General features: G+C 47.1%; 14 protein-coding genes. 4 read left to right on the forward strand and 10 right to left on the reverse strand.

The features are described from left to right. The 5 genes from LRL21_RS11575 to LRL21_RS11595 form a co-directional block, all read right to left on the reverse strand. Complete coding sequence (locus tag LRL21_RS11575) at positions 1-726, reverse strand: SDR family NAD(P)-dependent oxidoreductase (protein WP_240415929.1); 726 nt, start codon at positions 724-726, stop codon at positions 1-3. After that, positions 723-1,433, reverse strand: coding sequence for a ThuA domain-containing protein (locus LRL21_RS11580; protein ID WP_240415930.1), 711 nt, complete (start codon positions 1,431-1,433; stop codon positions 723-725). The genes LRL21_RS11575 and LRL21_RS11580 overlap by 4 nt, the downstream gene beginning before the upstream one ends. 85 nt (positions 1,434-1,518) lie before the next feature. Then, complete coding sequence (locus LRL21_RS11585; protein WP_240415931.1) at positions 1,519-3,051, reverse strand: extracellular solute-binding protein; 1,533 nt, start codon at positions 3,049-3,051, stop codon at positions 1,519-1,521. 68 nt (positions 3,052-3,119) lie between these two features. Next, on the reverse strand, positions 3,120-3,998 hold the full coding sequence (locus LRL21_RS11590) for a carbohydrate ABC transporter permease (protein ID WP_240415932.1): 879 nt from the start codon (positions 3,996-3,998) through the stop codon (positions 3,120-3,122). A 17-nt stretch (positions 3,999-4,015) separates the two neighbouring features. Then, positions 4,016-4,897, reverse strand: a complete 882-nt coding sequence (locus LRL21_RS11595) for an ABC transporter permease (protein ID WP_420832444.1) — start codon at positions 4,895-4,897, stop codon at positions 4,016-4,018. Positions 4,898-5,226: 329 nt separating this feature from the next. Here LRL21_RS11595 and LRL21_RS11600 point away from each other — a divergent pair, with 329 nt between their 5' ends. Continuing rightward, complete coding sequence (locus LRL21_RS11600) at positions 5,227-6,102, forward strand: AraC family transcriptional regulator (RefSeq protein ID WP_240415933.1); 876 nt, start codon at positions 5,227-5,229, stop codon at positions 6,100-6,102. A gap of 110 nt (positions 6,103-6,212) precedes the next feature. Here the strand turns inward: LRL21_RS11600 and LRL21_RS11605 are convergent, their stop codons facing one another. The 3 genes from LRL21_RS11605 to rpiA form a co-directional block, all read right to left on the reverse strand. Next, positions 6,213-7,754, reverse strand: coding sequence for an SAM-dependent methyltransferase (locus LRL21_RS11605; protein ID WP_240415934.1), 1,542 nt, complete (start codon positions 7,752-7,754; stop codon positions 6,213-6,215). Between the two features lie 85 nt (positions 7,755-7,839). After that, positions 7,840-10,098, reverse strand: coding sequence for a helix-turn-helix domain-containing protein (locus LRL21_RS11610; RefSeq protein ID WP_240415935.1), 2,259 nt, complete (start codon positions 10,096-10,098; stop codon positions 7,840-7,842). Positions 10,099-10,212: 114 nt separating this feature from the next. Continuing rightward, complete coding sequence (gene rpiA, locus LRL21_RS11615; RefSeq protein WP_240415936.1) at positions 10,213-10,881, reverse strand: ribose-5-phosphate isomerase RpiA; 669 nt, start codon at positions 10,879-10,881, stop codon at positions 10,213-10,215. Between the two features lie 116 nt (positions 10,882-10,997). Here rpiA and LRL21_RS11620 point away from each other — a divergent pair, with 116 nt between their 5' ends. Further along, entirely contained in the window at positions 10,998-11,645 is a 648-nt protein-coding gene (locus tag LRL21_RS11620) for a hypothetical protein (RefSeq protein WP_240415937.1), read from the forward strand. Between the two features lie 3 nt (positions 11,646-11,648). On the opposite strand, the gene LRL21_RS11625 is transcribed toward LRL21_RS11620, so the two are convergent. Both LRL21_RS11625 and LRL21_RS11630 read right to left on the reverse strand, forming a co-directional pair. Further along, on the reverse strand, positions 11,649-12,275 hold the full coding sequence (locus tag LRL21_RS11625; protein ID WP_240415938.1) for a DUF2812 domain-containing protein: 627 nt from the start codon (positions 12,273-12,275) through the stop codon (positions 11,649-11,651). 18 nt (positions 12,276-12,293) lie between these two features. Continuing rightward, the gene (locus LRL21_RS11630) at positions 12,294-12,605 is read right to left on the reverse strand and encodes a PadR family transcriptional regulator (protein ID WP_240415939.1); all 312 of its coding nucleotides are present in this window, start codon (positions 12,603-12,605) and stop codon (positions 12,294-12,296) included. A 364-nt stretch (positions 12,606-12,969) separates the two neighbouring features. Here LRL21_RS11630 and LRL21_RS11635 point away from each other — a divergent pair, with 364 nt between their 5' ends. Continuing rightward, on the forward strand, positions 12,970-13,638 hold the full coding sequence (locus LRL21_RS11635; RefSeq protein WP_240415940.1) for a response regulator transcription factor: 669 nt from the start codon (positions 12,970-12,972) through the stop codon (positions 13,636-13,638). A gap of 3 nt (positions 13,639-13,641) precedes the next feature. Further along, complete coding sequence (locus tag LRL21_RS11640) at positions 13,642-15,057, forward strand: HAMP domain-containing sensor histidine kinase (protein WP_240415941.1); 1,416 nt, start codon at positions 13,642-13,644, stop codon at positions 15,055-15,057. The last annotated feature ends 17 nt before the right edge of the window (positions 15,058-15,074 follow it).

Genomic DNA, 15,074 nt, shown 5'->3' on the forward strand with positions numbered 1-15,074 from the left:
TTACCACGGTAATTCTTTACCGGTATCCGCTTCTACATAAATCGGCTGCTCACGCTGGATATCCTTAAGCGCTTCAATCCGGTTCCGGATATGTACGGCTGCTTCCTCCGGCGTATGTCTCCCTTTGTCGCTCCAGGCACCGTGCATGAAGGTTTTCACCCAGCCTGGATGCAGCAATAGAACACGCCCGCCTTGCTTGCGAATGGTGTTATGAATCAGGGAGGAGCCCATATTCAATGCCGTCTTGGCCATGCAGTATCCGAACCACGCTTCACGCTGATTGTTCCCGATGCTGCCTGCCTCCGAGGAAATATTGACGATCAGCTTCCCACCATTCATAATCGGGCCAATCAAGGCGTTCGACAAGCGAATCGCGCCAACTGCCGTAATATTGTACACTCGCTGGACTTCATCGAAGTCAATAGTGTCCTCTACAGTAGCCTGCGTATCACCGAGTATCGCCGCATTATTGATCAGCAGATCAAGCTTGTCGGTCTTACTCTCAATGAATGCAGCGGCCTCCCTTACGCTCTGGTCACTGCCTACATCCAACGTAAAGATGTGCAGCTGCTGTGGAAAATGTCCCTGAAGCTCCTTCAACTGTTCATTGTTCGGCACGATGCCACCCGCAAATACCGTATAGCCCGCAATCAGCAATTGGTGGGTTAATGCCAGCCCAATCCCTCTATCGGTACCCGATATGCAAACTGTCTTGGTGCTCGTCATGATTGCTGCTCCTTTTCGGTTACCCAGACTACGGACCGCCTCAGTATTTCCCTCACCTCAGGCACAAGGTAAGCATTACGATCATGTCCAAGCAACGTTTGATATACTCTTGAGTTGCGATATTCACTTACCCAGGCAAGTGGTTCTTCCTTACCCGTGATCTTCGAATGTGCAGCATATAACGGATGGATATCCACGTCGCCCTCTTGATCAAAATATAGTTCATCCGTAATGGTAAAAGACGCAATCCCCTCTGTGATCGGATGGGTATTGTCCGTTATAAACACTTCAAACTCGCCATATTTGTCATGCCTGCTCTTGCCATGATGGTTCCATGCCCGGGGCACGATGCGGTGATATTCCGGCCAATCCGACTGTCCGGCCTCCGGCAGGGAAAAATGAAACGCGCCGTTGGCAAAATGCAGAATGACAATCCCGCCGCCTCGTTCGCCAAATTTAATGACATTAGTCTTGGCTTGCTCGCTCAGCTCGGTCGGGTCCTGCCAATTGCAGTAATTGAAAGCAATGACGTCAAAAGCAAGCAAACTTTCCTCCGCCAGACTTTCGATATCATAAGACACCGTCACATGAATCGCTCCATTTTCCTCCAGCGCTTCCTTGATAAGTGGCGTTGTTTCCTCCCAATTATGCCATTTGTGCTGGTCATTCCCTGAAATCAGCAGTACGTTAATGTGTTTACTTGTCATTGTTCCCTCTCCTCACACCCAGATATGACCGAGCTGATTGCAGCATACAAGAGGGGCATCGCTGCCCCTCTCTGTTTCGATCCGGTTATTTTTTGATTTTTGCGTATTGTGCGCTGTATTCCTCGATAACCTTGTCGCCACCTGCTTTTTTCCATTGCTCAATCGCTTGCTTCCAGCCAGCTTCATCCAGCTTGCCCAATACAAACTTGGTACGGGCATCATCGATGATCGGCTTCAATTCATTGCCCTTGGTCGTCTGTGTATCCGATACAAGCGGATTGGTCGGATTGTTAATAGCGATAGCTTCGTTGTCTGTAATCATTTTACCATATTTCTCCATGAGAGGTGTTTCTTTACCCGTTGTTTTCGCCGAATATTTGGCTACCTGCAATTGAAGCAAGCTGGAGCCAATCTCCGTGTCAAACAGCTTCTGATCCGTGAAGGTTGGCTTATTGTCCTCCATTTTATAGTGTCTTCCCTCGATACCCCATCCGAGTAAGTCCAGCATTTTCTGATCAGACAGCTTATCAAAGAATCCCAGGATCTGCTTCAGCTCGGCTTCTGTTTTTACGCTGGATTTAGGGAACATAAACACGCTGTTGTAGCCTTGTCCGGCTGGTGTTCTTTCACCCAGTGGCCCTTTAATCCGGCTGACCACATCCACATCAGCACCAGGGAACGACTTGGTCAGGGATGCTTGATAATTCGGCGCATCCAGCATGCTGGAGATGACCGCCCCTGCCTTGCCCTGGTTAATATCATCCTTCTTCTGCTGATTGTTCAGTACAGGGAAATCCTGCTTGATCAGCTTCTCGTCGTACAGCTTTTTGTAAAATTTCATCGCTTCAAAATAAGCAGGCGACATGAAATCCGGGCTCAGCTTGCCGTCCTTGGCTTCCCAACCGTTGGGTGCGCCCATATATGAGGCGACTACCGCGAAGCCATCCATCGTTTTCTCATCGGTCAGTCCTACGGTATCTGCTTTTCCATTTTTGTCAGGATCGTCAAGTGTAAAGGCTTTCAGCACATTGTATAATTCGTCAATCGTTTTGGGCTCGCTCAGTCCGACGTTTTTCAACCAGTCACTGCGGAAAATAATGCCGCTCGGCGCAAGGTCACGTGCCCGGAATACGCCGTAAATTTTGCCGTCCACACTGATGTTATCGAACACGGACTTATTCATTTTGGATAGATTCGGGTAATCCTTCAGGTACGGTCCTACCTCCCAGAAGACGCCCGAACGGACGGCAGCCAGGATGTTGGAATCCTTATTATTTTGAACGAGCAGTGCCTTGGGCAGCTCACCGGAAGCAATCGTAACATTAACCTTTTCTTTATAAGAGGAATTCGGCACCCAGGAAATATCCAGCTTGGTGTTGGTATATTCCTCGATTTTCTTTTGCGCCTCGCTGTCAGCTTTGGGCGGCTCGGAATACATAAGCGTCATGATGCTGAGCTTTAGCGGTCCTTTGTTTTCTACGGCCGCATTATTGCTGGCGGGACTGGCCGCAGGAGCCTTGCCGCTGTCACTGCCGCAGCCTGCAAGCATGGCCGCAGCTCCTACCATAATACCCATTGTGGCGATGCCTGCTTTGTTTATACCGTTACGTCTTTTCATTGTGAATGTGCCTCCCCTAATCTAATTGTATGTGAACGTGTCCCGAACATCAATTGTCCGAATCCGTTTCAACCTTTTACGGAACCAAGCAGTACCCCTTTGGCAAAATGCTTCTGTAAAAAAGGATACACGAGCAAAATCGGTACGGTTGAGATGACAATAACGGCCATCTTGATAATTTGCGGCGGCAGCGCTACAAAGTTCTGATCGAACTGGGTCGAGTCGCCAATTCCGCCCTGGGACAAGATCACAATTTGCCGCAGCCATACCTGAATAGGCCACATTTTCGAATTGTTAATGTACAGAATCGCACTGAAAAAGGTATTCCAATGGCCTACCGCATAAAATAAGGCAAACGTCGCCAGCACCGGCGCTGACAAAGGAAGCACGATACGCACCAATATACCCGGATCGCTGCAGCCGTCAATCTTTGCCGCTTCCTCCAAACCATCCGGAAGTTGCCGGAAAAAACTGACGATCACGATTAGATTGAAGGCACTGATCGCATTCGGAATCAGCAAAGCCCAGTAGGTGTTCAATAGTCCCATCGCTTTCACTACGATAAAGGTAGGTAAAATACCGCCATTAAACAGCATGGTGAATACAATCAGCATCATGAACAGCTTTCTACCGTCGAAATCCTGTCTGGATAACGGATAAGCCAGCAGCGAGGTGAAGATGAGATTGATCAGCGTACCTGCCACGGTAATGCCTATGGTCACGAACAGACTGCGAACAATCGTATCCGTGGAGAAAATGTAACGGTATCCCTCCAGCGAGAAGGTCGTCGGGAAGAGGATAAAGCCACGACGAAGCACCTCTTCCGGCTCTGCAAAGGAAACCGACACAATGTAAATAAACGGGATTATCGTAATCAAAGCGAATGCGAATAAAAAAGTATAATTAAAGCCGTCAAAAATACGGCTGCCCAAGCCTTTATTAACCATCCTGCACCGTCCCTTTCTTAATACAGGCCGCTTTCACCGAATTTTTTGGCCATTCGATTAGCGCCCACTACAAGCACCAGCCCGATCAGCGATTTGAACAAACCGACTGTTGTGCTGTAGCTGAATTGTCCTTGCTGAATGCCGACATTATAGACATACGTATCGAATACTTCGCCAACCTCGCGGTTCATCGAATTAAGCATCAGGAAGATTTGTTCAAATCCGGTATCCAGGAAAGATCCAAGCCGCAGAATGAACAAAATAACAATAACGCCGCGGATCGCTGGAAGTGTAATATGCCACAGCCGTCTGAATCGTCCGGCCCCATCAATCGTTGCCGCCTCATACAGCTGAGGGTCAACGCCTGCCAATGCTGCCAGGAAAATAATCGTTCCCCAGCCGGTTTCCTTCCATACAACCTGCGATACGATCATCGTTCGGAACCAATCACTGGAAATTAGAAAATCGATTTTGGAAAATCCCAGTGCTACCAGCATGTCATTGACAATTCCGCCCTCGGTTGTGAAGAAGATATACGAGATCCCGACAACCACAACCCACGATACAAAATGCGGAATGTACACAATGGTTTGAATCGTACGCTTGAACGCTTCCATGCGAATTTCATTCAATAATAATGCCAGTACAATCGGCAGTGGAAAAAAGAACACCAAATTGTAAATAGCTAATATTAGCGTGTTCTGGAACAGCATACCGAAGGAAGCATCAAAGAAAAAACGTTCAAAATGCTTAAGTCCGACCCAATTGCTATTCATCATGCCAAGAGCTGGCTGATAGTCCTGAAAGGCAATGAGCAACCCCCACATCGGAAAATAGCGAAAAATAATAAAGAAGAGCATACCCGGGAGTGCCATCAGATACAGCCACCTGTTTTTCATCAGACGTTGTAATCTTCGGCGGGCTTTGCTCCGGTTGGCCGTTTGTGCCGGCACAGAAGTTAGTTCCACCAATCATCGTCCTCCTTCATTCCTGTTGATAGCGTCAGCATACCAAGGACTCCGAATTGCGCTCAATAATCAACAGCGCTCCAATTGCTCTTTCCCAGTGATATCAAGGGTTTAGCTGCGATTCAGCATGGATAATAATCACTTGCGTCCCTTATCTGTAATCATTGAAAGCAGACCCGCAAACCCAACATCATTGTGCACGAAATGTCGGATGGACGTTTTCGATTTCTGCTATTGTATGAATCAAGGAGGTCAATTAAATGGATTTGCTTAAGAACATGAATAAAGCGATAACGTACATGGAGGAAAATCTTACGAGTGAGATTGATTTTAAAGAAGCAGCAAGACAGGCTTACTGCTCCGAATACCATTTTAAAAGAATGTTTTCCTTTCTCTCAGGCATCACGTTATCGGAATACATCCGACGCAGACGCCTTACTTTGGCAGCATTTGAGTTGAAGGACAGCAGCGTAAAGGTCATTGACATCGCAATAAAATACGGTTACGGCTCTCCCGATTCGTTTGCAAGAGCTTTTCATCATTTGCATGGGATTACACCGTCAGAAGCCAGAAATAGTGGCCATTCTCTGAAAGCCTACCCGCCTATGACCTTCCAGCTAACCATTAAAGGAGGAATTGAAATGAATTATAGAATTGAGGATAAAGAAGCATTTCGCATTGTTGGTATTAAGAAAAGAGTTCCGATCATATTTAACGGGGTTAATCCGGAGATTGCCTCGATGTGGAAAAGCTTAGATGCTGAGACGATCCAGAACCTTAAAAGCCTTTCCAATGTTGAGCCTATAGGACTTCTTAGTGCATCGACAAACTTTTCAGAAGGCAGGATGGAGGAAAAAGGGGAGCTTGATCACTATATTGGTGCAGCAACAACCAAGGCGTGTCCGGATAATCTCACACAGCTCGAGGTCCCTGCCTCAGCATGGGCAGTATTTGAAGCCATCGGACCCTTTCCTGATACATTGCAAAATGTGTGGGGACGTATTTATTCCGAATGGTTTCCATCCTCCAGCTATGAACAAATAGAAGGTCCGGAAATGCTGTGGAATGCAGACAAGGATGTAACCTCACCCACTTTTAAAAGTGAGATATGGATACCGATTATGAAAAAGAAATGAATCCAACGGAGAAAGTAACAGTTGTGCGGCAGGAAGATCACTCTGGATTTAATGGATCCAGGGATCATCCTGCCGCATCTGATAATCGGTCATTGGAGGCTAGCGCCCACCTACAATAGATCCAGAAGCGCCGAAGCCCCTTCATGATCAGGGTCCAAGGCTACTGCTCTATGGGCATAGTTTCTTGCAGCAGCTTCTTTGCCGACCTCATAATAGCAAAGCGCCATTGTGTATAGGATATGAGAATCTGCATCATCTACATAACGTGACCGTTCAAAGAAGAGCAGCGCATCCTCGAACAAATCCATTTGAACCAGCAGCCTCCCGCAAGCTAAAGCTAAATCCGGTTTCTCTTCCATAGGGTAGTGGCTCTTCCACATCGTATGCAGCCCATGACAAATATCTTTCATTGCATGCTCGCTACATACGGGCAGCAGCTCCTCGATGCGCTCAGCGCTATGAAGGAACAACTGAGCATCGTAACCACTTAATCTCCAAAAGGCATGCAGCTGCGGCAGCTCCATGACAGAGGGTTGCTCCTCAAACCAGGCTTTGAGACTAAAAAAATCATCCGGGCCAAAGCGATCTACAAACCGCCGATATGCGAGACGGGTATGGGCATAAATGACCGGTTCCTGCAGCATAAGGATGCAGCCCACATTTAAATTGTTATATTGATGCGTCGTGAATAAGGTTAACGCACCCTTGTGCTCACAAACATATTGAATAGCATGGTAGTTGGCCTCCAAAGAGAAGCTTCCGTGATGAATCAGCTTGGGAGGTTCGGCGAATTCCCAGCTTTCCAATCGATGGTCTCCCTTATCTGCGGTGAGCAGACAAAAGCCTGCTTGCGACAACTGACCAAGACGTTCCAAGCAGATCAATCCCACGACCGGAAGCAGAACGTGCGAATCCTCCAGCTTGTCCGTGTACAGCTCGATAAGGCTGCGGTAAGGGTACGATTCCTGTTCGTATTCAGCCGCTCTGCGATAATGGTACTCAGGGATGATGGTCTCCAGCACATCCGATGGACTCCGCTTGGTGGCTTCATCCGCGACATGCAGCGAAACGTCGCATTCAAATATGCGGCCCTCATCCACATACAGCAGTTCCTGCGGGATACTGTCAAAAAAATAATTCGCGATAATCAGCAGCGGCTGCTCCACTTCAGCAGGTCCTATACGCTCGCCCGATTGCGTCAAATGCAGCTCTGTTCCCGTCACCGCATCGAATTGTGCAAAATCCAATATCCCTTGCTCGACATAGGGAACCAAGCTCTCGTGCTGCTGCCAATACGAAATATTGCGGATAGCTAAGTCCGTCATCACATAGCGAAAAGGAGGCAGCGGGAGGCCTGCATAATCCTTAAGCTCACATAACTCCTTCAGAACCTGACAGGCTAATCGACCTGAGCCTGCTCCAAGCTCCACAATCATAACCGGTTCAGTTATATGGCCTAATCTGGCTCTATCCTGAAGAAATCCGAAGATGATTTCCGCATACGCAGTTGCAATCATCGGATTACTCGTAATGTACTGCGGAACTTCTTCACTTTGCCAGGCACGAATTCCTTGTTCCTCATAATAAGCTCGCTGCAGCTCCCAAATAGGTGCTTCACTGAAACGATATGTAGACGGTTCGTTATGGTTCATGCGTGATAACCTGCTTTGCATAATGGATTTAAACACAGCATAAAGGAGCTCCCGGTATTCATAACCTGGCTCCTTTATAATTCCTTTACAGCTCACTCATTTTCTGTTCCCGATATTGTCCCGGCGTCATTCCTTCCAGCTTGCGGAACTGCCGGATGAAGTTTTGTGCATTCGTATATTGCAGCCGCTCAGCGACTTCCGTAATTTTCATATCGGTCCCACTCAGCCAGCTCTTGGCCATATCATGTCGATACCCGGCCAAATAGTCACTGTAATTCATTCCGGTTTCCTTACGGAACATCCGGCGAATGTAGTGGGTACTGTAATTCAGACGCAGCGCACACTGCTCCAGCGTCAGATCGCTGTCATAATGCTCCTGTACCAGATCCATCACCGAACGTGAAATGCTTTTGCCTGATGATTCATGCCGATTGCGGGTCAGCTCCATCATCGGATAAATAATCTGGGTTTTGAACCAGTCTTCAATTTCCTGCGGCGTCCTCAGACTGAACAGCTGCTCGTACTCATTGCGGTGATCCTGAGAAAACAGCTCTCCGGTATCCCCCATATCGTAGAGCATTCGGGCGAGATCGGTCAGCAGCATCGCGAATGACATCCGATACAAGTGAGGATCGGTTTCGACCCGAAGCACATCCTGTATGAACTGCTGGAGAAGCTCTCCGGCCTTGTCCTTATCGAGAAAGGAGATTGCCTGCGTAAGCTCTGATACCAAATGATGCGGATAATAATGACGTGACTCCTGCTGCGGCTTCAGATCATCCAGATACAGAATTGCCTTTTCTCCTAGACGAATCCGGTATTGAAGAGCCTCCTTCGCTTCCAGGAAGGCTTGCGACGTTGTGTAGAGCAGCTCATACGGCCTGCTAATCCCGATACTAACCTTCAGCTCCAAATATTCAGCAGCTGCCCGCTGAATCGACTCGGCCAGACTGCCCAGCTCACTCAGCAGCTCGCTTTGATTGTCGGCATCACTACCAACAAGTGTCACCTGATAATTATCTATCGGCATCGCATGAATTCGCTGCGGCGGCGGAATCAGCTCGGACGCCATATTATTAATGGCAAACAGGAGCAAATCCTGTTCATTCGCATTATAGCGGGTTTGCGCAAGTGTATCGATTTGCAGAACCAGCACCGCATAACGGCGCCAGACCGGGAATTGAAACTTGGCTGCTTTATCCTCCAGCTCGCTGCGATACAGCTCGCCCTGAAACATTTTCAGCATAAAATAATCGACCAGCTGTGCGGATTGGATCTTCATTTGCCCCTCTAGCTGTTCATTAGATTGATGCAAGGATGCAAACTGCGTACCAATCCATTGCAATTCATCCTTAACCGCAGCGCCTCCACTCGTAGGCTTGCTGTGGCGCATCGTAAATTCCATCAGACTGCGTACTGGAAAATACATGCGTCTGGAGCCCCAATAAGACAGCAGTCCGGTAAAAAGCAGCAGCAGCACAACAGCTGTCAACGTTGCCCAACCGATCGAGGCGGACTCCTTCTTCGCCTCCTCCAAAGGAATGATCGACACATAAGTCCAGTTATTATAACGAGACTGGTTATAGATAACACTGTACGAAGCTCCCTGTGAGGTGCTGTTGATATAACCATGCGTCTGATCCGTGTTTTTGAGCTCCTGCAGCCAGGGCTCGGATGCTACGCTTTGACCGATCCTCTTCACATTGCTGTGAATAATAATATTCATTTTATCGTCCAGAATCATCGTTTCCCGAGTTGAAAAGCCCTGCGTGAGCAGCTTGGCAAGCTCTGTATTGGATACACGGACGGACAAATAACCCTTTGGTTCCGCAGCTGTGGCAGGAATGGCCTTCACCAGCTTCAAGCCGGCAAAGGTTGGACTCTGCTCCGGCATCCAACGGGAATTATTGGCAGCATTCAAAGAAACAGGGATCTTCGCTATATCCGTTCCAAAGTAAAAACCGCTATCCTTGATATACCAGCCGTTCTGAAGACTATGCAGCTCAATGTCTTTAACACCAAGCTCATAGGTTTGAACACCAAGGAGCCCTTTAACGAGCAAATCAACATCCTGAAAGTCTTCAATCTCCATACGCCTCGACACAGAATTAATAACTAAAGGCGATTCAGCAAAACGACCTGATACTTGCTCAATAACTTTGAGAATTTGCTCGACGCGGCTTTGCGACTGCTGCAGGATGAACACGTTGGCTTCGTTAACTTTAGTTTGAACCGTGGAAGTCGATTGGAAGAATGAGTAGATTCCGAGAAATAGGAGCGGAATGGTACTGATCAAGGTAGTAAATGTCATAAGCTTGATAAAAAAAGAATAACGCGAGGGCATACTGCTTCCTCCATACTGCATGTATAATGGTTCTCATTGTATCATATACTTGCGCTTTTGAGGACAAATCTTGGCGAAGAAGCTTTACCTCGCCAGACTCTCCTTCAAGCCCCATCAATTGGACAATATCTTCGTTGATCCGTCCTTATAGCCGACAACAACCGAGCTTGCCATTTGGACGAAAAGTCCGTGCTCCACAACGCCCGGTATCGAATGAATTTGGACTCCCAGCGCTTGCGGCAGCAGGATTTGCTCAAATTTGCAGTCCACAATCCAGTTGCCATTATCGGTCACAAATTCCTTACCGTTATCCAGACGCAGCTGCGGCTTGCAGTCCAGTTCTGTTAGACGGTTGATCGTCAGGTTGGAGGCAAATGGCACGATCTCGACAGGCAGTGAAAACTGCCCCAGATGCTCCACCCGCTTCGAATCGTCCACGATGACAATAAACCTTTTGCTATGAAAAGCGATGATTTTTTCCCGCAGCAGCGCACCTCCGCCACCCTTGATCAAATTCAGCTGATCGTCAACCTCATCGGCCCCGTCTATGGTCAGATCAATACTTGTGATTTTGGAAAATTCGACCATTGGAATACCGGCTTGTCTGGCCAGATCCTCTGAGCTTTGTGAGCTTGCCACCGCACGGATATGCAGTCCTTTTTGTACGCGCTGCCCTATCTGTTGAATCGCCCAATAGGCAGTAGATCCGGTTCCGAGTCCTACAATCATTCCCTCTTCAATGAATTGGACAGCCTGCTGAGCGGCAATTTCTTTTGGATTCATAGCTATCACTCCCTGCTATTTGCATGATCGATCACTTTGATTATAAATCAGGAAAGGCTGGAATGGTAATTTCCCTATGGTATAATAAGGAAAATAGCTTGGAAAGGATTGATTCCATGTTTTCTCGAAATCGCTTAATCGCTGCTGTAAGCTTGATCATACTCACGATGGTCTTATCCTGGACATATCCTGACGCAACCCCGTTAGGCGAACAATGGTTTACAGCGGTAGGCTTGCCTACATGGTCAAATGGCCATACCGGGATCAATTATTTTAGTGTTTTTCTTGTGCTCATTGTACTTACCGGTTTGTTTTTACTGAGATCGTCCTTATACAAGCATCCTCGTAAAATAGTGCTCGCGGCTATCATCGCGCTATTATGGCTGCCGGCAAACCTGGTTATCGGCTATCAAACCGTGTTTGCAAAAGGAATTTATACACTGGAGTATGACAAGCAAGGCAGCAGCTGCAGCTACAAAAGAGAAGAGCAATGGCTGAATGGCAGCTGCACTTTAACGTTTATTAACCATGGACAGAGTGTAGATTTTTCAGTCATGATTCGCAAAGAACCGTTTCCGAACAACGCTTTCCTTGAGCAATTGGATGTGCTGGGTGATCAAACTCTTCACATGGCCGCCCATGATAAAAACTCCATAACAGTAGCCTTCTCAAAATGGGTCGAGAATGTCGAAACACCTTTCAACGGAAGCATGTCGGGCTTTGATATTACGGTCAAAAATGCAACCTCACAAAGACGTTTGTAAAACTTATTTTGTATAATGATCTTCTTGTGATTCCTTGTACAGCTTATTCGCTTTATGGGCCAGAAGAAAACATATAACGATCATAATCGGAATCAGCATCCAGAAAAACCCTCTGAATAAAGCGAACGGTGTTTCAAAAAGAAAGGCCTGCCAAAAACCCGCTCCGCTTTTCTCCCATAATCCTTGTGTATAATATAATAATTTCGGGTTCAAAAAAGCCTTCACATCAATCAAGTCAGTAGTCGTCAGTACAACGAACAGCGGAATTAAGGCAGTCGCCGTTGAGACCCATATTTCTGAAATTCTTTTATATCTTGCGGCTTTGGAATCGGTGTCCGAGAAAATATCCTCGCTTCCGTGAGCGCCTGAATTTTTAAAATATTGAGCTCCAGAGCTTTTCGTTCCGGCGATATGCTTCCAGCCGCTGTCTTCAAAAAGCGCGCGGTAATCTTCAAAATCCGCTGTTTTCTTAAATTTGCGGTAATCCATTTTTATCGCTGCATGCTCAGGCTTGGCAGGTTGAAACTTATACCCGAATGATTTCCCTGTGAATATATAACCTTGCCTCGCCATTTCATTCAGCCACTCTTCTTCCTTGTCAAAATTAATAAAAAATTTGAATTTTCTCATCACGATTTCCCTCATTTCTCATCTCAAGGTATGTTTCGTAACCTCAATCATGTGATTCATTCTTTCAAAGTCGAGACGCAGGATTTCCTGTCCCAGCTCTGTGATCGCATAAACCTTACGCCGGCTGTCCTCACTGGTAACGGGCTGTATAAATTTCAGCTTCAACAAGTTCTCAATAGCCCCGTAAAGCGTCCCTGCCGCCATTCTTACCTGTCCACCGCTGAGCTCCTCCACCTTTTGCAAAATCAAATAGCCGTGAGCCGGTTCGATCAAAGCCAGAAGAATATAATAAACGGTTTCCGTCAGCGGTAAATGTTTGTCTCTACTCATGGTTCCCCTCCTTTTACTCAACGCGACTATATAGTTCAAATGTATAGTTATACTATATACAGTTTAGCTGTATATTGCAACCCCTTGAAAGGCTCCATTTACTTTTTGGCAAGGTAGCGTTAAGTTATAATATAATCCGGGTCGCGCATACTAAGAGATTTAGCGGTAAAAGTACGGAAACAGCCTATGCTTTCGTAGTCGCTTTCTTACAGAAAGCGTGTAGGCGAGCGCTGGCGCTTCTACAGGATCATTTGGCCGCTCCGCTCATTATTCACCGGACTTCGGTATATAACCCAGCTTTACCCTGAGAATCGAATCCAAGATTGCCGCATGTTCACACTAAGAGGTTGGAAGGTGTTTAACTATGAATATATTAATTATCGAGGACGATCCCAGTATTCAAATGCTGCTCAAGCTCAGTCTTGAGGTTGAAGGCTTTCAAACGTCGGTAGCCGGATCGGCGGCAGCTGGCATGGATACATTGGCGGCTCAACACACGGATCTGATCCTGCTCGATCTGATGCTGCCTGATCGCTCCGGCTTTGAACTCCTCCAAACGCTCCAGCAGCACTACAAAACGATTCCCGTTATTGTACTCAGTGCCAAAAATGAGATGAACGATAAAATACTCGGCTTTCAGCTGGGAGCGGACGATTATTTAACAAAGCCCTTTGAAACAAGGGAGCTGATTGTACGCATCCGGGCAGTTATCCGGCGAATGAACACCACGAGCTCAACACCTGAAACTATCCAGGTAGACAAGATCGAGATCGACAAGCGGGAGCGTTCCTTAAAGGTCGGCGGCACCCTCATCAAAACGACCAGCAAGGAGTTTGATTTTATGTGGCTGTTATGCAGCCATCCCAAAGCCGTATTTACGCGTGAGCAAATTCTTGATCAGGTATGGGGCTTTGAATTTTATGGACAGACACGCTCCGTCGATATGATGGTGAATCGGCTGCGGGAAAAGATGAAGCCCTATGACCATTTAGTCGCAACGGTACACGGTACCGGCTATAAGCTGGAGGTATAGGCCATGGGACTGCGAAATAAGCTGTTTCTCCAACATACCGTGACCATTATTATGCTGCTTACCGCCATGTATTTTATCGTAAATTATACAATTAGCAAAAGCATGATTGAACGCGATATCCGCACCTTGAGCCAATACAATACCTTGCACCGCATCGAAGCGTTAAAAATTGTCAATGATAAAAGAATCAGCATCGAGCAGCTGTTCTCTGGAACCTATGCGCCGCTTATTGCTTCACATCTGGCTGCCAACAGCAACTTTCAGGTTCAGCTGTTTGCTTTGGACGAGACGATCGTCGGCAATAGCGGCGACAAAGAAAATTTGCTGAAACGAGATGATATTGAGACCGCTTTGACAGGGCAAAAGGCTACCGTGATTACGGAATCCGAGGATACGCAGTATTTAATTTATTCGGCCCCGTTTATGTATGAGGGAAAAATAGTCGGCGGGTTTCGGTACTTGCTTGATCTCAATCAGCATGTCCAAACGCTTGATGAAATGAGGTATTGGTTCATTGGTGTAGCCTTGGGATGCCTGCTCTTATCGTTACTGGCAAGCTACTCCTTCTTTTCTATCCTGATGAAGCCGCTGCACGATTTGAAGCAAGCACTCAAGCTTGTATCTGTCGGTGATTTCAGCAAAAAAATTGTCGTGAACAGCCAGGATGAAGTCAGGGAGCTGGCTAAAGACTTTAACCATATGTCCGATTCCTTACAGCACCATATCGAAATGCTGCACTACGAGCAAAGTAAGCAAAAAACGTTTTACGACAATATGACCCACGAATTGAAGACACCGCTCACCTCCATCATCGGCTTCTCCGATTTGATCGCACACATGGATCAAAAGGACGATATCCGCAATTGCAATGTGTACATCCGCAAGGAAAGCGGCCGACTATTGAACATGGTCGAGGAGCTGCTGCAAACCTCACTCAAAGGGGAAGAGGCATGGCGTGTGAAGCTGCAGCTCATGGATCTGGGAACCGTGATCACCGACAGTCTGCGAATTCTCGAGCCAACCCTGCACAAGTCATCCATTACGACAACCCTGCATATATCGCCTTGCGATGTGTATCTGGACTCGGAACGCACCCAGCAAGTGCTGTTTAATGTGATTGACAATGCGATTAAGCATAGCGAATGCACCCATCTGGATATTTTGCTGGAGGATTATGAGGGACAAGGCTGTGTTCGCATTGTTGATAACGGCAAAGGAATCTCCGAGCAGGACAGGCTCACCTTATTTGTGCCGTCCGAGCATAAGCAGGACCGGATTATATCGGCTCAATCTCATGGACTCGGCTTGCCGCTATGCAAACAATTAATGGAACTGCAGGGTGGCAATATCGTGATAAACAGCCGGACAGGTGTCGGGACTGAAGTACAGCTGCAATTTAATAAGGGACTTTTCTGGTGAAAGGCTGTTACAAAATT

The organism is Paenibacillus periandrae (genome assembly GCF_022458865.1).
GTDB classification, from domain to species: domain Bacteria; phylum Bacillota; class Bacilli; order Paenibacillales; family NBRC-103111; genus Paenibacillus_S; species Paenibacillus_S periandrae.